The 21,824-nt window shown below is 63.7% G+C and carries 16 protein-coding genes; 1 reads left to right on the top strand and 15 read right to left on the bottom strand.

Annotated features, from left to right (window positions below; genetic code table 11):
* Positions 1-44: 44 nt before the first annotated feature.
* The 15 genes from KUV41_RS17075 to KUV41_RS17005 all read right to left on the bottom strand — a co-directional run bounded on the left by KUV41_RS17075 (position 45) and on the right by KUV41_RS17005 (position 19,919).
* Positions 45-2,195: a methyl-accepting chemotaxis protein gene (locus KUV41_RS17075; RefSeq protein WP_222486861.1), complete on the bottom strand. Its 2,151-nt coding sequence runs from the start codon at positions 2,193-2,195 to the stop codon at positions 45-47.
* Between the two features lie 92 nt (positions 2,196-2,287).
* Complete coding sequence (locus KUV41_RS17070; protein ID WP_315900605.1) at positions 2,288-4,027, bottom strand: methyl-accepting chemotaxis protein; 1,740 nt, start codon at positions 4,025-4,027, stop codon at positions 2,288-2,290.
* A 76-nt stretch (positions 4,028-4,103) separates the two neighbouring features.
* Positions 4,104-4,607 (bottom strand): chemotaxis protein CheW, encoded by a 504-nt coding sequence (gene cheW / locus KUV41_RS17065; RefSeq protein WP_206941909.1) that lies wholly within the window; start codon positions 4,605-4,607, stop codon positions 4,104-4,106.
* Entirely contained in the window at positions 4,604-6,763 is a 2,160-nt protein-coding gene (gene cheA / locus KUV41_RS17060; RefSeq protein WP_222486860.1) for a chemotaxis protein CheA, read from the bottom strand. Before cheA ends, cheW begins: the two co-directional genes overlap by 4 nt.
* A 17-nt stretch (positions 6,764-6,780) precedes the next feature.
* Positions 6,781-7,752: a flagellar motor protein MotB gene (gene motB, locus KUV41_RS17055; RefSeq protein WP_206941907.1), complete on the bottom strand. Its 972-nt coding sequence runs from the start codon at positions 7,750-7,752 to the stop codon at positions 6,781-6,783.
* On the bottom strand, positions 7,749-8,621 hold the full coding sequence (gene motA, locus KUV41_RS17050) for a flagellar motor stator protein MotA (protein ID WP_206941906.1): 873 nt from the start codon (positions 8,619-8,621) through the stop codon (positions 7,749-7,751). Before motA ends, motB begins: the two co-directional genes overlap by 4 nt.
* A gap of 285 nt (positions 8,622-8,906) precedes the next feature.
* Positions 8,907-9,485 carry a flagellar transcriptional regulator FlhC gene (gene flhC, locus KUV41_RS17045; protein ID WP_222486859.1) on the bottom strand — a complete coding sequence of 193 codons (579 nt, stop codon included), beginning with the start codon at positions 9,483-9,485 and terminating at the stop codon, positions 8,907-8,909.
* Between the two features lie 2 nt (positions 9,486-9,487).
* Positions 9,488-9,808 (bottom strand): flagellar transcriptional regulator FlhD, encoded by a 321-nt coding sequence (locus KUV41_RS17040; RefSeq protein ID WP_206941902.1) that lies wholly within the window; start codon positions 9,806-9,808, stop codon positions 9,488-9,490.
* 293 nt (positions 9,809-10,101) lie between these two features.
* Entirely contained in the window at positions 10,102-10,386 is a 285-nt protein-coding gene (locus tag KUV41_RS17035; RefSeq protein ID WP_222486858.1) for an EscU/YscU/HrcU family type III secretion system export apparatus switch protein, read from the bottom strand.
* Positions 10,376-11,665 (bottom strand): flagellar hook-length control protein FliK, encoded by a 1,290-nt coding sequence (locus tag KUV41_RS19680; protein ID WP_222486857.1) that lies wholly within the window; start codon positions 11,663-11,665, stop codon positions 10,376-10,378. Before KUV41_RS19680 ends, KUV41_RS17035 begins: the two co-directional genes overlap by 11 nt.
* The gene (gene fliT, locus KUV41_RS17025; RefSeq protein WP_261396096.1) at positions 11,662-12,060 is read right to left on the bottom strand and encodes a flagellar protein FliT; all 399 of its coding nucleotides are present in this window, start codon (positions 12,058-12,060) and stop codon (positions 11,662-11,664) included. Before fliT ends, KUV41_RS19680 begins: the two co-directional genes overlap by 4 nt.
* Before the next feature lie 16 nt (positions 12,061-12,076).
* Positions 12,077-12,493: a flagellar export chaperone FliS gene (gene fliS, locus KUV41_RS17020; RefSeq protein ID WP_206941896.1), complete on the bottom strand. Its 417-nt coding sequence runs from the start codon at positions 12,491-12,493 to the stop codon at positions 12,077-12,079.
* A 53-nt stretch (positions 12,494-12,546) separates the two neighbouring features.
* Positions 12,547-13,950, bottom strand: coding sequence for a flagellar filament capping protein FliD (gene fliD / locus KUV41_RS17015; protein WP_222486856.1), 1,404 nt, complete (start codon positions 13,948-13,950; stop codon positions 12,547-12,549).
* Between the two features lie 126 nt (positions 13,951-14,076).
* The gene (locus KUV41_RS17010) at positions 14,077-15,828 is read right to left on the bottom strand and encodes an HD domain-containing phosphohydrolase (protein WP_222486855.1); all 1,752 of its coding nucleotides are present in this window, start codon (positions 15,826-15,828) and stop codon (positions 14,077-14,079) included.
* Between the two features lie 104 nt (positions 15,829-15,932).
* Entirely contained in the window at positions 15,933-19,919 is a 3,987-nt protein-coding gene (locus KUV41_RS17005) for a bifunctional diguanylate cyclase/phosphodiesterase (RefSeq protein ID WP_222486854.1), read from the bottom strand.
* A 639-nt stretch (positions 19,920-20,558) separates the two neighbouring features.
* Here KUV41_RS17005 and KUV41_RS17000 point away from each other — a divergent pair.
* Positions 20,559-21,734 carry a FliC/FljB family flagellin gene (locus KUV41_RS17000; RefSeq protein ID WP_222486853.1) on the top strand — a complete coding sequence of 392 codons (1,176 nt, stop codon included), beginning with the start codon at positions 20,559-20,561 and terminating at the stop codon, positions 21,732-21,734.
* Positions 21,735-21,824: the final 90 nt, after the last annotated feature.

Below are 21,824 nucleotides of genomic sequence, written 5' to 3'. Positions count from 1 at the left end.
GGCCTCGCTCGGTTGACGGCTGATAGAGGCTGCCAGGGGGTCGTTCAAAAGGCTTCCCACTCCTCGTGGTGTGATGATGGGGCCGCAGGAGCTGCGCGGGAGGGCGCTGGCTCGTTGGCAGCCGGGCGGCGCGTGGTGTCGGGCTGTTCACTGACCTCTTCGCGCACGGCGCCCTTGAGACGGAAGGCGCGGATAGCGAATGACAGCGCCTCACTGTGATCCCGCAAGCGCATGGCGGCAGCGGCGGACGTCTGCACCCGAGCGGCGTTCTGCTGGGTGACCTGGTCCATTTCGGCGACGGCCTGATTGATTTGCACGATGCCGTTGCTCTGCTCGTTGGACGCTGCGGTTATCTCCGCCATGATGTCATTAACCCGGGTGGTGGCTTCCATGACCTCGGTCATGGATGCCTCGGCTTGACGCACCAGAGCGGCACCGCCATCCACGCGCTGGTTGGCATCGTCGATCAGCGCACGAATTTCGCTGGCGGCATCGGCGGAGCGCCCGGCCAGGGTGCGCACCTCTCCGGCCACCACCGCAAAGCCACGGCCTTGCTCACCGGCACGGGCGGCTTCTACCGAGGCGTTCAGTGCCAGGATGTTGGTCTGGAAGGCGATGGCATCGATGGTCGAGATGATCTCGGCCATCTTGCGTGACCCTTCGGTGATCTCCCCCATGTTGCCGACCAGGCGCTGCATCAGCTCGCCGGTGGCCTGGGTCCGTTCAGCGTTGTCAGAGGCCAGGCCGCTGGCCTGACGGGCGTTGTCGCTGTTATGGGCCACCGTGGTGGTCATCTCTTCCATGCTGGCGGCGGTCTGCTGCAACGACGACGCCTGCTGTTCGGTACGTGCCGACAGGTCTTCGTTGCCACGCGCGATCTCACCCACCGCAGGCGTGACCTGGGCGATGGCGCGATTGACGTCGCCGACGATGCTGCCGAGGCTCTTGCGCATGACGTCGAGGCCAGAGACGACCTGGCCAAACTCATCGCGGCGGGCACGCGGGACCTGGGCACCGAGATTGCCGGAGGCGATCTGCAGGCTGAAGCGCTGCACATCGCGCAGTGGCTTGAGCATGGCGCGCAGGGTCAGGGTGCCAATCAGCACCAACAGCAACAGGCCTGCGCCGAGAACGCCGGCGAGCACCATCAGCATATTTTGCTGCATCTGGTTGGCCTGCATGGCCAGGGCATTGGCGGACGCCTGCTTGTCCTGGATCAGACTGGTAACGCGATTCGACAGCGCCTTGCCCTGGGCCTCCACACCGCCGATATGATTGGGCAGGGCCACAAACACTTCGTAGCTGTCATCACCGGACAGGATATCGATGGAGGCGCCGAGGCCTTCTTCCAGATAGTCGTTCAACTGGGTGTCGAAGGCGTCCGCCAGCGCGGTCTGGTTGACCTCACGGGCGTGATAGCCGTCCCATAGCTTCGTTAGGCTTTCCTGAATGCCCGCCAGGTTGGCGGCATGCTCTTCGCGCTTGTCCATCAGCGCCATGCGTTCCTTGCCGACCAGCGACTGGTAGCCCTGGGTGATCAGCTGATCCATGCGCTGCAGCCGGGCCACGTCCTGCAGACCATCCTGGTGAATGGCGGCCAGGTGGCTTTCCGCCTGACGCTCGGCGTACAGACCCACCGCGCCGCTGGTGGCCAGCAGCAGGACGGCGACGCCGATCAGGCCAATCAGGCGGGCCTTCATGCTGGTCAGGTTCAGGCGGCCCAGGGCGCCCAGCAGGCCACGTCGCTTCAGCTCACCCTGGCGCAGGACGAAGCGAGGGCGACGCTTGCCCGCGTGGTAGTCCGCATAGGCGCGCTCGGCAAGCGCCACTTCATCGGCAGAGGCCTTGGTACGGACAGAGGCGTACCCCACGACCTCACCGCCTTCTTCCAGCGGAGATACGCTGGCCTTGACCCAGTAGAAGTCGCCATTCTTGCGCCGGTTCTTGACCAGGCCTTGCCAGTTGCGCCCAGCCTTCAGGGTCTTCCACAGATCGGCAAAGGCCGCTGGCGGCATGTCCGGATGGCGCACCAGGTTGTGATGGGCGCCGACCAGCTCGTCACGGCTGAAGCCGCTGACCTCGACGAACGCCGGGTTGGCGTAGGTGATACGGCCCTGAAGGTCGGTACGGGAGATCAGGAAGTGCTCGTCGTCGAGGACGAACTCTCGTTGTGTCGTGGGTTGATTGTTGCGCATCATGCCCCCTGCGTGGCGGTGTTCTTATGTGTTTCTTTTTGGGCTCCGCGCTGGGTGTTTAGGGGCACGCCAGCGCGGTTCTGGTCAGGGCGTCAGAACGACTCCCACTCCTCTTCACTCGCATTGCCGTCTGCGCGGCTGGTGGTACTGCTGGCGTGTTCGTTGCGCTGTTGCGCGTGACGGCTGGCGTCGGCATCGCGCTGACTCGAGCGCAGCGCCGGCATCCAGCGGGTCAGGTCGTCCTGGCGCTGGCGCTCACCGCTTTCGACAAGCTGGAAGCGGCTCATGGTGGCGGTCAGGCGGCTGGCCTCGGCCTCAAGCTGATTGGAGGCCGATGCTGCCTGCTGCACCAGCTGGGCGTTCTGCTGAGTGACCTGTTCCATCTGGGTGATGGCGTCGTTGACCTGGCCGATGCCGTGGCTCTGTTCGGTGGTGGCAGAGGCGATTTCGTCCATGATGTCGCTGACCCGCGTCACCGCCTTCACCAGCTCGCGCATGACCCCGCCGGCTTCATCGACCAGCTCGGAGCCGGAGCCGACCTGGCTCAAGGAGGCGTCGATCAGCTCGCGAATTTCGCGGGCCGCCTCGGAGGAGCGGCTGGCCAGCTTGCGCACTTCCTCGGCGACCACGGCGAAGCCGCGGCCATGTTCACCGGCACGGGCGGCTTCCACCGACGCATTCAGCGCCAGGATGTTGGTCTGGAAGGCGATGGCATCGATGGTGCCGACGATGTCCGCTACCCGGTGGGAGCCAGAGCGGATGTCATGCATGGTGGTGACCACCGATTCCATCACGTCGCCGCCACGGCCAGCGGCACTGCTGGCCTCATTGGCCAGCTGGCTGGCCTGGCGTGCGTTGTCGGCGTTCTGGCTGACCGTGGAGGACAGCTCTTCCATGCTCGAGGCGGTTTCTTCCAGGGCTGCCGCCTGCTGCTCGGTGCGCGCGGACAGGTCGTTGTTGCCGCTGGCGATATGCTGGGCGCCACGGTAGATCAGGTCGCCGCTGTCACGCACGGCACCGACGGTGCTGGCGAGTCCGGCCTGCATCTTGGCCAGGGAGGCGTAAAGACGGCCGATCTCGTTGTTGCCGCGCTGAGGAATCTGCTGGTCGAGGCGTCCTCCCTCCACGGCTTCGAAGTAGCCAACCAGTCTGCCCAGCGGGCGAATGACGTTGATGGTCACTCCCCACAGCACGCCAGCGATGGTCAGGGCAGCGATCACCAGTACCGCAATGATGGCCCATTGCAGCAGGCTCATGCGCTCGAGAAAGGTGTCGTACAGGGCATGACCGTTGTGCTCGGCCGTGACGAAGAAGTCGACCGCCGCGGTATAGAAGGCTGTGCTCAGGCCGATCAGGTTCTCGCGACCCTGGGTGAAGGCATCGGTATTGCCCGCTGCCAGCGCGGCCTGCTGCGGGGCCAGACTGTCATCGACCAGAGCATGAAAGCTGGCTTCGACAGCAGCGATTCGCTCCGCCTGTTCGGGCCGTGCCGGCAAGGCCATGAACTCGTCAAAGACCTGCTTGAGCTGGACCAGCTGGGCGTCCAGCGCGGCGGCGGCGGCGGTCAGGGGTTCCCGCTCCTCAGGCCAGACGGCGTCGAGCAGTCCGGCTTGGATGTCGCGCAGCTCCACCTGTACGAAAAGCTGCTGGGAATTGACCCGATTGAGCGTCGACTGCTGATCGACATTGACTTCATTGAGTCGCTGGATCGAATTCTCACTAAGCGAGGTGATGTACAGGCCAAGGCCGCTGAGCACCAGTACCAGCAGCGCGAAGGTGCCGAGTACCAGGGTCCAGCTCAGTCTTACCGTCATGTCGTTGAGTCGCTTCACGTGCCATTCCTATTGGGGCGTCTTTTCTTGTCAGCCGTGGGGCGTTGGAGTCGTCAGGGTGTCGTCAGGGGCGTGTTCAGGCGCTGGCGCCGGCGTGCTCGACCAGGGCCATTTCATCGCTGGTCAGCAGCTTGTCGATGTCCACCAGCACCAGCATGCGGTCATCGAGGCTGCCCAGACCGCTCAGGTAGTCCGACGACAGGGTCACGCCGAATTCCGGCGCTGGCTTGATCTGGTCCGGCGCCAGGGTCATGACGTCGGAGACCGCATCGACCACGATGCCGACCACCCGTGTGCCCACGTTGACCACGATGACCACGGTCTGGCCGCCGTACTCCACGCGTTCCAGGTGGAACTTGATGCGCAGGTCGACAATCGGAACGATCACGCCACGCAGGTTGGTGACACCCTTGATGAAGGCCGGTGCGTTGGCGATGCGGGTGACGTTCTCGTAGCCACGAATCTCCTGAACCTTGAGGATGTCGATGGCGTATTCCTCGTCACCGAGGGAAAACACCAGAAATTCACGATGGCTCAGGTCGGTGGCGGCCTGTGCCGCCAGATCGGTGTGCTGGTTCATGCTGAAAGGTCCTCCGTCAGGGAGTGAGAGGCGGTCTGGCTAGCGAGGTCGCGGGGCTTGCGCTGGCGCTTCTCCCGATGCAGCCGGTGCAGATCGGCGATATCGAGGATCAGCGCCACGCTGCCATCACCGAGGATGGTGGCGGCAGAGACACCGGGGACTCGCCGGTAGTTGGTCTCGAGATTCTTCACCACGACCTGCTGCTGGCCGATCAGGTCGTCCACCAGCAGGGCATAGCGGCGGCCCTCGCCCTGGACGATGACCGCGATGGTCTCGGTGATCTCGGTTCGGGCATTGGCGACATCCAGCGCTTCGTGTACCGCCACCACCGGCAGGTATTCGTCGCGAACCTGCAGCACCTGGTCATCGCCGGCCATGGAATAGAGGTGCTCCCTGGACGGCTGCAGCGACTCCAGCACCGCCGACAGGGGCAGGATGAAGGTTTCGTCGCCGACCCTGATCGACATGCCGTCGAGGATGGCCAGGGTCAGCGGCAGCACGATGCGGGTGGTGGTGCCCTGGCCCTGGCGCGACAGAATTTCCACGTGACCGCCCATGGCCTGGATGTTGCGTTTGACCACGTCCATGCCGACCCCGCGGCCAGACACGTCGCTGACCTGGGCGGCGGTCGAGAAGCCCGGTGCGAAGATCAGCTGCCAGACCTCATCGTCGCTCATGCTGTCGGACACGCTGAGGCCGCTGTCTCTGGCCTTGGCCAGGATGCGTTCACGGTCGAGTCCGGCACCGTCGTCGATCACCTCGATCAGAATGTTGCCGCCCTGGTGCTGGGCCGACAGGGTCAGGCGTCCGGTGGCGGGCTTGCCGGCGGCCAGGCGGGTCTGGGGAGACTCGATACCGTGATCCAGGCTGTTGCGAACCAGGTGCGTCAGGGGGTCGATGATGCGTTCGGTCAGGCTCTTGTCGAGCTCAGTGGACTCGCCTTCGGTGGTCAGCTCCACTTCCTTGTCGAGCTTGCCGGCCAGGTCCCGAACCAGTCTGGGGTAGCGGCTGAAGACATAGTCCATGGGCACCATGCGCACCGACATCACGGCTTCCTGCAGGTCCCGGGCATTGCGCTGCAGCAGGTTCATCCCGTTGAGCAGGCGCGGATCGGCGGCGCCGTCCAGCTCGCTGACCGTCTGATCGAGCATGGATTGGGTGATGATCAGCTCACCGACCAGGTTGATGATCTGGTCGACCTTGTCCACCGACACCCTGATGGAGCTGTTTTCCTTGGCCGGTTTAGCGCTGGTCTTGCGCTCGGCACCAGCCGCCGCCTTGGCAGGAGGCGTAGAGGCAGGGGGCGTCGAAGCAGGGGGCGTCGAGTCAGGCTGCGATGTGGACGGAGAGTCGGTGGAAGCAGAGCCCTGTGAAGAAGCGCCCTGTGAAGAAGTCTCCGGCTCGCTGCCTGTTGCCTGCGCGTGCACGTCAGCGGCCGCGTTGGATGAGGCTGCGGTGCTTATCGCTACCTGCTCTGGTTCGGCGATAAAGCACATCACCGCCTCGATATCTTCGGCGCTGACGCTGGTGGACAGCACCACTTCGTAGCGCTCGGCATCGCCGCGCTGTTCCACCACCTCGCCCAGCTGGGCCAGCTCTTCCACCAGCAGTTCCCGGTCCTTGTCGCCGACGCCGATCAGCGCGACTAGCAGTTGGTCTCCTGCGCTCGGGAGGGTGGGCGCGTCCTCGGCCGGGGCGGCCTCAGGCTCTGGTGGCGTGACGGGCGTTGGCGCTGGTGCTGCCTCATGGCCGCCATCCAGAGACTGGCCGATCTCTTCCAGGGCCAGCGTCTTCAGGGTCTGGCAGATGCGCTCGTAGGCCTCTTGATCCGGCGCCTGTTCGTTGCGATAGGCGTCCAGCTGGTCGTTGAGCATGTCCTTGGTTTCCAGAAAGATATCGACGATGTCGGGGCGCAGGCGCAGCTCCCCCCGGCGGGTATGGTCGAGCAGGTTCTCGAACAGGTGTGTGGTGCGTTGCAACACGTCGAAGCCGAACGTGCCGGCGCCGCCCTTGATGGAGTGGGCGGCACGAAAGATGGCGTTGAGCTGCTCGGTGTCCGGCGCCGCCGGGTCAAGCTCCAGCAGATGGCGCTCCATGTCTGCCAACAGTTCTTCGGCTTCCTCGAAGAAGGTGTCGTAGAAATCGGTGATATCCATGCGTGTGTCACCCGGGGTCAGTGGGGCTCGTCGGACGGCGCTGTCGTGGCATTGGCCAGGGCGCCCTGGAAGCGCGCTTCGATGTTCTCGAGGGGGCCTGCCATCAGTGCCCTGTTGTCATTGCTGGTGGGGGGCGTGGAGCGCGGATCCAGCGTGCCGGGATGACGGATCAGCTCGGCCACACTGGGAAACAGCACCACCAGCTCGATGCGGCGGTTTATCGGGTCGTCGGCCTGGGTGTCGGGCATGACGACCTGGTCGGCCAGACCGGCCACGCGCAGCAGCTTGCCACTGTCAAGGCCGCCGCCGATCAGCTCGCGGCGAGACGCATTGGCGCGGTCCGAGGACAGCTCCCAGTTGCTGTAGCTACCGTTGCTGTTGAGGTAGGCCAGGCTATCGGTGTGGCCGCTGATGCTGAGGTCGTTGGGCAGGTCATTGAGCAGGGGGGCCATGGTACGCAACAGGTCCCGCAGGTAGGGCGCCACCCGATCGCTTCCCAGCGCGAACATCGGACGCTGCTCATCGTCCAGGAGCTGAATGCGCAGGCCTTCCTGGGTCATGTCAAAACGCAGTTGATCGCGCAGGCCACGCAGCTTGGGGTCCTGCTGGATGGCCAGCTCGATACGCTGCTGCAGGTTGCGAAAGGCCCGGCGCTGTTGCTCGCTGGGCCGGGTCTGGCGCTTCAGGTCGATGCGCATGCGCTCGCCCTGCTGGCTGGTCACGTCGGGGCCGCCTCCAGGAATGACCTGGGGGCTCATGGCGACGCTGTCACCGTTGGTCATCGACGCCAGCAGCGGCATGCTGAAATAGTCGGCGACCCCCTCGCGGGTCTCGCGGCTGGAGGATGACAGGATCCACATCACTAGAAACAGCGCCATCAGTGCGGTCATGAAGTCGGCCAGGGCGATCTTCCAACTGCCACCATGGTGACGATGCACCACTTTCTTGCGGCGGATGATGATGGGGCGACGCTGGTCGGCGCTGCTCATGCCGCCCCCGCGCCAGCCTTGGCGTCACGCACGTGATCTTCCAGCTCCTTGAAGCTGGGGCGCTCGCTGGTGTGCAACGCCTTGCGGCCGAATTCCACCGCCAGCTGCGGCGGGTAGCCATGCAGGCTGGCCAGCATGGTGACACGCAGGCATTGCAGCATCTTCACCGACTCGCCTGTCTGGCGCTCGATGCGGCTGGCCAGTGGGCTGATAAAGCCATATCCCAGCAGAATCCCGAGGAAGGTGCCGACCAGAGCGTGGGCAATCATCACGCCCATCTCGGAAGGGTCGGCGGCGGAAGCGCTGAGCGCCTTCACCACGCCCATGACCGCGGCCACGATCCCGAAGGCCGGCATGGCGTCGCCGACCTTGGCGATGGCATCGGCGGGGATATGCGCTTCCTGTTCGAACATCTCGATCTCATGGAGCATCAGTTCGTCGATCTCCATGGGATCCATGCTGCCGGCGACCATCAGGCGCAGGTAGTCGGTCAGAAAGTTCATGATCATGGGGTCGGCGAGCACCTTGGGATACTCGCTGAACAGTGCGCTCTCGGCGGGGTTGTCGATATCCCGCTCGATTCCGAGCATGCCGTCGCGCCGGACCTTGGCCAGAATCCGGTAGAGCAGCGCCATCAGCTCCATGTACATAGCCTTGTCATAACGCTTGGAGCGTTTCAGGCGCGGGAAGATGCGGAAGGTCGCCTTGAGCGCCTTGCCGTGGTTGGAGGCGATGAAGGCACCGAGACCGGCGCCACCGATCATCAGCAGTTCGGTCGGCTGGAACAGCGGGCCCAGGCTGCCGCCGGAGAGCACGAAGCCTCCGAACACCGACAGCAGCACGACCGCGAATCCGATGGGTATCAGCACGACGACTATCCTTTGCTGGGACGTGGAAGACGTTCTGCTGGTGTTATCGGCCTGATCACGCAGGACTTGAGCGTGAAATCAGCGTTCATGGAAAAAAAGTGCCTGTTCGCGGCGGGTCGGAGTTTGCACCGGCTCCATCGTGGTCGCGAAGAGCGCCAAGCTATTCCCGCGGCGGTGCTGTGCTGGGCGGCGAGGATCGGGCCGCTGAGGTGAGCTGAATCGGAGCGAGATAGGCAGGAACCACCACGCCGGGGCTTGCTGCGAAGCCCTCGGCGCGGGGCTGGATCAGGCTTGGTGCTTGACCGGTCGGGCGATCGGCTCGGCGCTGACGCCGTCCTGTGTCAGCGCCTGGCGACGGCGGGTCTTGCCGGCACGGGAAGGGGGTTGGCAGATGCCGCACACATAGTCATGGCTGGGGGAGTGGGCATGGGCCACGAAATGTCCCTGGCACCGGGTGCAGGCGTTCAGCTGCAGCAGGTCGCTTTCGAAGAAGCGGATCAGGGTCCAGGCACGGGTCAGGCCCAGCACCGGCTCGGCGGCGTCGATATCGACCTGCTCGGTATACAGCCGGTAAGCCTTGACGAAAGCCTCCATGCGCTCGCAGTCCTGCTCCAGCAGACGCTGATAGTAGGCATAGAACAGCGAGGAATGGATGTTGGGCAGCCAGGTGATGAACCAGTCCGTGGAGAACGGCAGCATGCCCTTGGGGGGAGACATGCCGCGAACTTCCTTGAACAGGCGAATCAGGCGCGCCCGGCTCAGGTCGGTTTCCGTCTCGAGTACCTGAAGACGAGCGCCCAGCTCGATCAAATCGATCGCAAGCTGAACCTGGTGCATCTCCTCGACCAGACTCTTGGTGCTCATGGTCATGCCCCTCCGGCGCGAGCCGAGTTGCAGGCCATCAGCAGGGAAGAATGAAGATGGGCAAGTCCCTGCTCCCGCGGGTTGTCCACGACTTGGCGCAGCTGGTCGGTGGAACCGATGCCAAGCTGGCACAGCAGCTGGTTGGTGCGGGACAGGCGGGTCAATTGGCGTGCGTTGAAGCTCTCGAGAAGATCCGCCTGTTCCTCACTGATGTTCAGGCGTAGCCTGGCAGTGGTGCGGTCTTCGGCCAGCAAGCGCTGCGCCAGCAAGAGATAGGCAAGATTCAATTCCTGAATCTCGTCGATCAGTGAGTGACTGCTCATAGGTTCCCTGCCTTGATCGTTTTCTTTTTTGCTGATCATCGCCAGCTTTAGATAAAACTGTTACACCCCTGGGGATGCGGACGAAGAGTATCGCCACTGTGTGACGTTTACGTGTTCGTCTTCACTCCTTCGTCCGGGGTATTGTCGATCAGTAACAGTGTGGCGCAAGGCAAGAGTGCCGCCAACGCATCAACGCTGGTTGGCTGATATGTATCAAGAAAAATGAATGTTCATAGAAAACCGACGCTTACGACGCCATAAAAAGCCAAGTAAACTTAGCGTCGTACATTTATTTACCTTTTTGTTTCATTGCTTACATCATTCAGCTCGCCAATCCATACCAGCAGCTCGGCAATGACCTGGTAAAGCGCAGGCGGGATCTTTTCATCCAGATTCAACTGCATCAGCAGACCCACCAGGGCGGGTTCGTCGTGGACGTGGATGCCCTGCTGGCGCGCCTGGTCGATGATCCGGGCAGCAATGTCCCCATAGCCCTTGGCGATCACCCTGGGCGCACTGTCTCCCTCGGCGTAAGCCAGGGCAACGGCCTGGCGCCGTGAAGGCGTGTCATCCGTCATTGTCGGCGCCTCGCTGGATGGTCATGCTCACCTCGCCAACGCCATGGCCGCTCAGGCGTTGGATCAGAGTCGCGCGGCCCTGTTCCAGCTGCTGCCTGAGGGGTTCGCTGGCGGTGGCAAGAATCAGTTTGAGGTGCTGTTGTCCGACCACGGCAGTGACGCTGAGCGTGCCGTGGTCGGGCAATGTGAGCTGGATGTCCGTGCGCCAGGCACCCTCGTCGCCAGGCTCCTCACCGCGTTGCTGGCCCCCTTCGCGCCGATCGGGTTCGCGTTGAGGCGGATGGATGGCCAGGGCCATGAACAGCCCGCTCCAGACATCGCCTTCCCAGCGCAGGACGGGGGCGGCGAGCAGCTCTAGCTGATGGCGAACCAGCGGCGCCAGGCTCTCGTGAACGCCGGTCGGCTGCGCGGGTTCCTGGCGCCCTGCGGGCCGCTCGCCCGCTTCGACCAGGACATCGCCCCGAGGATGGGCCACCGGTGCCAGGCTGGGCAGGAAGCCGGCGGGTTGGGTGGTTCGCCAGGGCGCCTGTAGTGCCGATGGGCTCGAAGGCGCCACGCTGGGATCGCTGAGGGGGCGGAAGACCAGGGGGCGCCACATCTGTGGCTCCCGAGCGAGTTGGGCGCGATCCAGCTCGCCACCCAGCCAGCGTCCCAGGTGGGATTCGTAGAACAGGCCACTGTCACGCACGCTGGAGCCAAGGCGCTCGGCCAACTGGGCCACTGCTGGGGTCGAAGGGCCAGCCAGAGGGGCGCCTGCAACGGGTGAGCCAGCCACAGGCGCACTCGCAACAGGCGCACTCGCAGGCGGTCGGCTAGCAAGGGAGGCTGCGGCGGCAGAGCTGGCCGCGGTTGCTGCCGGGGGAGGTGGCGAGCTTGCGGCTGGCGACAGCGTTGCGGGGGATGGCTGGGCAGCCGCTGCAGGCCCTGGTGGTGTTGCCAGCAGCGGACGTGACGGCGACAACGCCGAAGGCGGTGCTGGAAATCGCGCCAGCAGCTCAGCGATACGTGCTCCCGGAGCGCTGAGCTGGGTGATGGTCGAGGCGGGGCGGTCAGCGCTTGGGGCAGTGTCCCCACCGGCTGAAGCAGGCGCGGAGGTGGTGACACTGCTGTGAGCGGTACGTCTAGCGTCCAGCCGCGAGTCGCTGTGCACGGCGCCCGGCCCGCGACCTGGGTCGATCGGCTTGACCGGGGCGTTGGGGTCCTTGGCGGGGGGCACATCGACACGCTTGCCCAGCACCTGGTGGAGCAGGGTGTCGATCAGCGGAGTGATGCCGCTCACGGCGTCTCACGACGGAAGCGAGCGCCGGCGTTCACCACGCGACCGCCGGTGTAGGCGCGGTGCAGATCCTGCTGGTTACGAGAGACGTTGAGCAGCTCGCCCAGCTCGTCCCGCCGTTCGACCAGGCGTTCACGCAATACCAGGTCATTGTGCAGGATGGCCTCGAGCAGCCCACCCAGACGCTGGCGCTGGGTATCGCTCATGCCGTCTGCGGGCAAGGGGCCCTGAAGCGCCGTGACCTGGGTCACGTAGTCCGTTTCCAGGCGCACCAGACCGTCCCAGTCATGCTCGCTGGCCATGGCCAGCATCTGCTCGGTCAGCGCCAGCAGCGCTTCGTAGCGAGTCAGCAGCAGGGTCGCGGTGTCGGTACTGTGGTACTCGGCAAGCGGGGGCATGGAGAACCTCGGGCGCTCAGGGGTGATTAGGGGTGCCGATCTCGCGCCAGGCCGAGGCGACTTCCTCGATCAGGCGTTCGGCTTCGTCGAGGCCAGCGACATCGTTGCGCAGGTTGGCATCGAGCAGACGGCGGGCGATGTAGTCATAGAGGCTATCCAGCTGGATCGCCACCTCCCCACCCTTGTCGCCATCCAGAACAGCACGCAGGCCGCTGTTGATGATGTCGAGAGCCTTGGAAATGGCGGCGCCCTTGGCCGCGATGTTGCCGTCTTCCAGGTGTAGCCTGGCGGCGCGAATCGAGGCCTGGGCGCCGTCGAACAGCATCACGATCAATTGGTGCGGACTGGCCGACATCACGCCGCTTTCTACTCCCATGCGCGCATAGGCGCCGGCGCCGCGGCCGCGGCCGTAAGTGGCCTGTGCCTGGTTCATCTCACTCTTCCTCTTGTCGTGGGGCTGACGACATCATCGTTGTGGACGCAACGTCATTGATTTAACTGAGCATTGAGGGCATCGAACTGCTGGGTCAGATAGCTGCTGGTCTGGTTCATGCTGGCGATCATGCTGTCCAGCTGGCCGAACTGAGTGCGGTAGCGACTGACGGTGGCATCGATGCTTTTCTCGGTGCGTTCGTACTGGCGCTCGAGGCTCTCCATGCGGGTCTCGAGGCCGCTGGTGGCATTGTCGAGCAGGCCACCGTCATCCAGGATGGCGGCCAGGGTGTCATCGAGACTGTCGGCCAGGCCGACACCGTCCTCACCACCGGTGAAGAAGCTGGCAAGATCGTTGCGCTGGGTGGTGATGACCTCGTTCAGGCGGTCTTCATCCAGCTCCAGGGTGCCGTCCAGCTGCAGGGTGATGCCGATATCGGTCAGGCTGCGGAATGCGCCTTGGGCGACGCCGCCCGTCAGGGTGCTGCGTAGCCGCGACTCGATGCTGCGCAGGGTGGCATCGCCCAGCAGCTCGCCGGAGGCGCCAGTCTCGGCATCGAAGCTGGTCAGGGTGCCCATGGTGCCCTTGAGCTCGTTGTAGCTCTTGACGAACCCGCTGACCGCCTCGCGCAGGGCCAGGTTGTTGTATTCGACCTTGACGGTGGTGTTGCCGGTCTCGGTCAACGACAGCTCGACCCCTTCGATGGCGTCCTTGACCGTGTTGGAGGCACTGGTGATGGCGATCCCGTTGACGCTGAGCTCGGCGTTTGCGCCGGCGACGGACTGGTGCATGCCAGCGCCGGTGTCGTCGGGGTCGGGGGTGGCGATATCGAAGGCCAGCTTGGTATCCAGATCGCTGGTGACCCCGGCATCAGGGGTAAAGCTCATGGCGCTGATGGAGGCGTCCACGCCGGTCTTGCTGGTGGACAGTACCAGGCGGTACGGATTGGCGGCGTCGCCGGTATCGATGATCGAGGCGCTGACGCCGGCCTCGGCGTCATTGATGGCATCGCGCAGGCCTTCCAGGGTGCTGTCTTCCTGGCTCAAGGTGATGCTGATGTCTTCGCCACCCACGGTCAGGGACAGGGTGCCGGCGCCAAGCTCGCTATCCTTGGTCGCGAAACCGTCACTGGCCAGGCTCTGGGCCCGGGCCAGCTGGGTCACCGATACGTCGTAGCGCCCGGGGCTTGCGGCCTGGCTGGTGCTGGCAGTGATGCCTTCACCGGAGACATTGCTCGACAGGCTCTGATAGAGCGTCGGGTCTCCCAGCTTGTCGACCGCTTCCTTGAAGCTCTCGAGCGATCCTTCCAGGGTGCCGTAGGCGGAAATCTTGGCCTCATAGCTCTGCTGCTGGGCCACGATGGGTTCCAGCTGCTTGCGTTCCGCCGCCTCGAGCTGGTCGAGCAGCCCATTGAGGTCGAGGCCGGAGCCTATGCCGAGCGATGAAATCGAGGCCATGTCGTGATTCCTGTGTAGTGTGACCAGTGTGACAGAACGCCAGAGGGCCCGTGGCTCGAACAGGCGTCCTTGTGCTTGGTATATCGTCTTATCGGCGGTGTGATCGGCAACTTGAGCCAGCCTGCATCAGGCGCCGATGATCACTTCTCCCTGAATGGCGCCGAGCGCCGCCAGGGCCTCGCCCTCGACCCGGGCCCCGTCGAGCGGGGCGCGCGGCACTTGGCTGGGGGGCTTGCCCGTCGTACGTTGCACGCAGGCCGGCCGGCTCTGGTCGTCCAGGGCCAGAATCCAGCCCAGGGAGTTATCGCTGAAGCGCACCAGGGCGCCGATCGGGTACAGGCCGAAGCGCTGGATGAAGCGCTTGACCCAGACGCTGTCGAACTTTTCAGGATGATCGAGCAGGTAGCGGTAGATCGCGGCGATACGCCAGGGCGGTCGATCCGGACGCTGGGCGCGCATGGCATCGATGGCGTCGACCACCGCGCTGGCCCGGGCCAGTTCCCGCAGATCGGCATCCTGAATGCCCAGGGGGTATCCGCTGCCGTCGAGGCGTTCATTGATCTGACAGGCCACGGCTTCGAACACCGAGGCGTTGATCCAGGCGCAGTGACTGAGTCGCTCTTTCAACCAGCCTACGTGCTGGATCAGTCGGCTGCGTTCGGCGTCACCAAAGGTCGGCGTCAGTCGCAGGGGGGCGGGCAGTAGTACCTTGCCCAGGTCATGGATCATGGCGCTGGCGGTGATGGACTTGCGCAGCTCCGCTGGCAGGCTGTCGGCCAGCAGGTCAACCAGCAGGATGGCCACCGACAGTCCATGGCGCACCGGCCAGGATTCCCGGGTCAGGAAGCGCAGCGCAAATATCAGGCCGTTGCGGTCTTCATCGTAGAGCGCCAGTAGCTGATCGGTCTGGCGAGATAGGCGCGGGCCATGGATGCAGCCGCCTTGGGCAAGCTCCAGGGCCTGGGCATGCAGGTAGCCGGCGATGCGCGACAGGCGGCGAGTCATGTCGGTGGGATAGGTTTCTGCCTCGCGTCGGCCAAGGCGAGGCCCGCGCCGCCCCTGGCTGGGCTGGAACAGCGCTGAAGGCGGTCGCCGCGAATCGACCCCCTCGGCGATACGCGCGGACTCTCGCTCTATCTCTCTCACCAGCTGCCACAGGGTGCGCTCCTGGTGGGCGCGCACAGCGGTGAAGTGAAAGCCCGCCTCGACCAGCCGACGCTCAGGATCGAAGCGGTGATGCTGGACGCAGGCCTTTAGCGTCAGCCGCGAGCCGTCAGGAAAGCCCAGCTCCAGGGGGACGGCAGCGCCGCCGTTGCCCAGCAGTGCCGCGGCGGTGTGGGGCAGATCGAGGCGACAGCCATCGATGGACAGGTCGATCAGATCACCGGAAAAGCGCTGTCCGTCGCTGTCGTGCAGGATCGCTTCGGCGGCCATGCCCAGGCGCAGCCTGGCCCGGAAACTGCGCCGGCGCTGCAGTCGTTCCAGCGTTTCCGGATAGGGACAGCGCCACAGCTGGCGCGGTGGCACTCCGCTGCCCCGTGGGCGAGCGGCCTCCGCGGCCTGGGCCGTTGCACTGAGTGCGGTGACGACCTCGCCCTGACTGGCTTCAAGAACTGAGGTGCGGGTGATCATGCCTTCGCAGTAGCCCATCAGCCGGAAGGGCTGACCTTGCTTGAGACGCCTGCCCAGATCGCCGGCGGCGGTAATATCCAGGGTGATCGACTCGCCGGGCAGCAGCTCCACCAGAACCACTGGCGCCGGAGTTCCCGCACTGTTCTCCCACACCAGTCCGGCGCCTTGCGGCCCACTCAGACAGTCCAGCAGTTGGGCCACTTCCTGGGGGTGACGGATGGTTTCGAATTCTTGTTGGTCTGCCACCTGCGGGGCTCCTCGACGACGCCTGTTCACTCGTGCACAGGTTATCGGCGGGGAGCGGTGGATCTTTAGCCGGCACATGGCGCTCGCGAGGGGGCGAGACCGTATCAGCCGGGCAAGGACTGGCGCTTGCGTGAGCGGGCCATGACCTCTCCCTGGGTGGCCAGCGGGTGCTCGCCCAGGAACTGTTCAAGCTGGTCAAAGGGCATGGGGCGTGCCAGGTGAAAGCCCTGGAAGGCATCGCAGTGATGCTGGTTAAGAAACTGCCACTGTGCCTCGTGTTCGATGCCCTCTGCCACCACCATCAAGCCCAGGTGATGAGCCATGGCGATGATGCCCTGAAGGATGGCGCCATCCTCGTGGTTGTCAGGCAGGCCTTTGACGAAGGTGCGGTCGATCTTCACGGTGCTGACCGGCAGATGCTTGAGATAGCCAAGGCTCGAGAAGCCGGTGCCAAAGTCGTCGATGGCGACTTCCACCCCCATGTCCCGCAGTGACTGGAGGGTCTCGATGGCACTGTTGGTGTCATGCATCAGGATGCCCTCGGTCAGTTCCAGGACCAGCTGCTGGGCGTCGATGCCGGTGCGATTGAGCGTGTCGCGCACGGTTTCGAGGAAGTTGGCCCGTCGGAACTGCAGGGGCGACAGGTTGATCGCCACCGCCAGTCCGCGTAGCCCTGACTCATTGAGCAGTTGCAGGTCGCTGCAGGCCCGGGTCAGGACCCAGTGGTTGATGGCGATGACCTGTCCGGTCTCCTCGGCCAGCGCAATGAAGTCCTGGGGCGACACCTGACCGCGCACCGGATGCTCCCAGCGCAGCAGCGCCTCGACGCCGATGATCGCCCTGTGGCTGTCGAACACCGGCTGGTAGTGCAGGCGCAGCTGGTCGTTGTCGATGGCGGCCTGCAGGTCATGACGCATGGCCACTCGCTCCGACATGCCCCAGTGGATGTCCTGGCTGAAATGCTGCAAGGCATTGCGGCCCTGGTGCTTGGCCCGATACATGGCCATGTCGGATTGTTGCAGCAGTTGCATGGGCTCCAGGGTCGAGTCGTCGGAGACCGCGATGCCGATGCTGGCGGTGATGTGCAGTTCATGCTCGCCGACCCGGTAGGCCCGTGCCACCGTGGGCAGCAGGCGTTCGGCCAGGCTGACCGCTTGCTCCGGCTGTTCCAGGTCCGGCAGCAGCACCACGAACTCGTCACCGCCAAAGCGTGCCACCGTGTCACCGGGACGCAGCGCTTCGGTCAGGCGCTGGGCCACCTGAACCAGCACCTTGTCACCGACGTCGTGGCCAAGGCTGTCGTTGATCGGCTTGAATTCGTCGAGGTCGATGAACAGTACGCCAAGGTGATGGTGCTGACGCTTGGCCAGGGCAAAGTCGTGACGCAGGCGATCCTCGAACAGCGCGCGATTGGCAAGCCCGGTGAGCGCGTCATGGCTAGCGTGGTAGGCCAGGCTTTCCTCGTAGGCCTTGTGCTCGGAAATATCGTGCTGCACCCCGACAAAGTGCGTGATGTCGCCGTCGGCATCCGTCACCGGAGAAATGTACAAGTCGTTCCAGAAGGCTTCACCATTCTTGCGGTAGTTGCGCAGGGTGGCGCGCACCTCACTGCGATTGGCCAGCTGCCGCCGGATGCGCTCCACCACCTGGGGGTCGCTTTCCCCCCCTTGTAGAAAACGGCAGTTGCGGCCCAGCACTTCATCTTCGGGATAGCCGGTCATCCGCATGAATGCCGGATTGGCATAGATGATGGGGAAGTCCGGCAGGCGCGCATCGGCAATCACGATGCCGTTGATGCTGGCCTCGACGCTGCGCTGCAGGATACGCAGCTGGGTTTCCTGGGTGTGGCGCTCGGTGACGTCCTTGGCAATGCCGAAGGTGCCGCGAATGTCCCCTTCGATCATGATCGGCAGGTTGGTGATATCCATCACCCGCTTGCCCAGCGGGGTGGTGATGTTCAGGGTGTAGTGAGTAACTTCCCCCTTGAGGGTCTTGCGCACCGCCTCTCTGACCCAGCCGCGGTCCCGGTCCTTGACGAACATGTCGTAGTGACGGCCGAGGATATCGTCCAGCGGCACGCCGGTGAGGGTCGAGCAGGTGGTGTTGGCGGCGATGAAGATGCCTTCATGATCCAGCGAGTAGATGGCATCCGGGTTGTAGGTGAACAGCGAGCGGTAGCGCTGCTCACTCTGGATCAGGGCCTGGCGGTCCTGGTCGCGCTCCACCGCCAGGGCGATCAGCTCCAGGCAGCGCTCGATCCGGCGACTGTGTGTCTCTTCCAGGGTGGCCGGCGAGTGAAAGAATAGGCTGACCACCCCCAGCAGGCGGTCGTCGCTGGCGGTTACCGCGAAGGCCCAGCAGGCTTTCAGTTCGCTGTCCAGGAGGCGTGGATGAATGCCGGCGCAGGTCGGATCGTGGCTGATGTCTTCGCTGACGCGGGTGGCCTTGTCCCTGGCGGCGATGGCCCAGGTACCAAAGGTGTCGCCGATGGGCGTGCGCTCCAGCAGGGGGGCAAGGTCGGCGGGTAGACCACGGCCGGCGACCAGGCTCAAGGTCTCGTTACCTTCGTCGACCGTCAGGACGGTGGCGATGGCATCCGGCAGCTGGCCTTCGACCAGTCGGCAGCAGGCTTCCAGGGTTTCCGCCAGCGGCGCCTCGCGGGCGATCATCGACTGAATGCCCTGATAGCTTTCCAGCTGGTCCTGGGTGGCGACCAGGCTATGGGTCTGCCATAGCAGGGTGCGCATCAACGACAGCGTCAGGGCCAGGCTGTAGGACATCACGAGCCCGATCAGGGTTATCAGCGCCGGCAGGCTTCCGGCCAGCCACCAAGGGCTGGCCGGGCCGGGCAGGGCGCGCATGCTCAGGGTGCGCCCATCCAGCGACAGGGAGAGTTCAGCCAGCCGCGGGATGGTGGGATCCTTGACCTCGATGCTGTCCTGACCGAAGCCACACCACCAGTCGCCATCGACATCCTGCATGGCCAGGATGGTGGTGTCGTCAGCCACCGCAGGTGCCAGGGTCCCGGGAAGGTCGATGCAGGCAATCAGCCTGAGCTGCCCATCGGCCAGAGTTCTGACCATGCGTGCCGGTGCCGACAAGGGGTTGTCGGGAAGCTCCAGTTCAAGGCTTCCGCCAGCGGGCAGGTTCAGCGGAGTGCTGGCATGGCAGATGGCGGGCTGGGCGCGCCGGGAGCGTTGCCACAGGCGCTCTTCGCCGCGATACAGCGACAGGCTTTCCAGGCTTTGCACATCGCGCAGGTAGAAGGTGATCATCCCGGCCAGGGTTTCCACGTCGCTGCTCTGGTCGCCGATTCGATTGGTCAGACGGTCGAGCCAGCGACGATGCAGCGCCATCTGGTCGTGGCCGCGCTGTTCGATGCTGGTCAGGGTGTGTTCGGCTTCCAGCTTGACGTGGCTCTGGCGCACATGATTCAGCGACAGCCAGGCCAGGCTGCTGAGCAGCACGCCAGCGCAGGCCACCGCGACGCTGGCCCGTTGCAGGTGCAGTGGTCGTGTGGGCGGACGAGAGGCCAGCACCAGCGATGCCGGGCCGGCCAGCAGGTAGAGCAGACAGACCGCCATCGGTGAGGTGCTGCGAGTCACCTGCCAGATCTGCGGAGCTTGCCCGGGAATCAGCAGCCAGACCGTGAACAGCAGGCCGATCAGCAGCAGCAGGGTGCCGGAAAGGCGCCACCAGAAGCGCCCGTGACGGTGTTCCACGCCAACGATCAAGGCGACGCAGCCCGGCAGCATCGAGATGCCGGCCCAGCTGGTCATGCGCGGCCCTCCCGTCAGCAGCGAGAAGACGTCCATGGGGCCGCTGGCGACCAGATCGTGGACGATGGCGTACAGCGCCAGCAGCAGCGTCAAGGCACCACAGAGCATGCGCCCCTTGGCGTAGCCCAGCACTTGCAGCAGCACACCGCCACCGCCTGCCAGGCTGGCCAACGCGACATCGGGCACCAGCAATGGCTGGCCCCCCGGCTGAATCAGCCAGGCAGCGAGGCCTGCCGCTCCCACCATCAACATCCCGCAGGAGGCCATCAGCAGCCAGGTGTCTTCTGCTACATCACGAAGTCTGAACGGCATCCTACCTTCGACCTCCCTCGCGCCGGTGATGCGTGGCGCTCGCGTTTCCTTGGTACTGTGCTGCTTCGATACCACGCTTCCAGCATGGCAGGTGCCAGCGTTGATAGATGCCTGTGGCAGCGTCTTGCCGCCGCCAACGAAGGCAACTTCGGATCGCGGCGCACGACACGCGATGTCACCACGTTCCGCGTGGTGGCATATCACCCCTCAACATACCTGAATGGCTCTGATTCGCTAACCTGTATCGACGATGTAAGGCAACGGCTGCGGCCGATCCGATCAAGAGAGGTGGACAAGAGTCCAGTATTGATCGCGCAAGAACAACCGCATCGCGCATGCCTCAGCGATTGGGCATAGGGAGGTAGGGGGGAGGCGAGAAAGGGGAGGTAGGGGAGAAAAAGGAGAAAGGTGGGGGAAAAGAAAGGGAGAGGACATCATGGTTGACCTGCCAGGCCCTACACAGTGGCGCGAGCGCTCCCCATGGAAGGCCATCGGCCGCCCCAGCGAGAAATTTTTTTGGTGTCAGCCTAAAGCTTCCGGCCAAGCCACCGATAAAAGAGGGTAACGGCCAACGGCGCCGTTGCGGCAGGCCAAGACGGTCCGCCAATGGAGCCCAACACTTTAAGGAAGGATGACACCATGTCCGTGATCAATACCAATATCACTTCCATGATCGGTCAGCAGAACCTGAACGCGTCCAAGAGCGCCCTGACCACCTCCATGGAGCGCCTGTCCTCCGGCCTGCGCATCAACAGCGCCAAGGATGATGCGGCGGGTCAGGCCATCGCCAACCGTATGTCTGCTCAGATCAGTGGTCTGGCGCAGGCGCAGCGTAACGCTAATGATGGTATCTCCATCGCTCAGACCGCCGAAGGTGGCTTGAACCAGATAAATGATAACCTTCAGCGCGTGCGAGAGCTGACGGTTCAGGCTCAAAATGACACTAACTCAGCGTCTGATATTGATTCTATCCAGCAAGAAGTCAACGAGCGGATGGCGGAAATTGAGCGTATTGCCAACGAGACAGACTTCAACGGTACTAAAATTCTTTCTAAAACCGGCGATACTGAGATTAGTATTCAAGTAGGTTCGGAAGATAATCAGAAAATTGGGATTGAAATCAAAGGTAATTCATCTTGGAATTTCGCCGATAACGTAGGGACGCTGAATGCTGGAGGTTTTGCACAAGTAAATGGCGAGAGCCGTAGTGTTGATGCGAATGGCTTTGACGTTCTTTCAAAGACTGCGACAACTACTACTGCAACTGCAGAAATAACCGCGCTTGCGGCAACTGCTGAATACACAACCATCGATAGCGCTTACACCGGTACTGCTCAAGTTGTTTCCTATACTGATCTTGAGGGAAACACTGCTTACGCAATAACTTCTGATAACGCTGCAGATACTGCAGCATATAATCTTGAGTTTGATGCTGATGGGAATGCAACCATCGGTGGTGTGCTGGGTGGTGCCGAAGATGTTCTGGCCCGCAGTAGTACAACTACTATTGCCAATGGTGACAATGTCACTTCCTATGGCGAGAGCAACGCACTCGATACCTTGGATACAGCACTGAAAGCTGTTGACGAGCAGCGCAGTCAGCTGGGTGCTGTACAGAACCGTTTCGAGTCTGCCATCACCAACCTGCAGACCAACGAAACCAACCTGTCTGCCGCCCGTTCGCGCATCGAAGATGCTGACTATGCTACAGAAGTAGCCAACATGACTCGGGCGCAGATTCTGCAGCAGGCCGGTACTTCCGTACTGGCACAGGCCAACCAGATTCCGCAGTCCGTGCTGTCCCTGCTGGGTTAATCTGAAGCCCTTGCAGCAATTCCTTGGGAAGATGGTTTTCCCCTTGGTGTGTAGAGAACCGGCTCCCATGGTGGGGCCGGTTTCTTTCTT

This window comes from Halomonas sp. DP8Y7-1 (assembly GCF_019801685.1).
Taxonomy (GTDB): Bacteria; Pseudomonadota; Gammaproteobacteria; order Pseudomonadales; family Halomonadaceae; genus Halomonas; species Halomonas litopenaei_A.
This window is presented reverse-complemented; position numbering and strand designations above follow the sequence as displayed.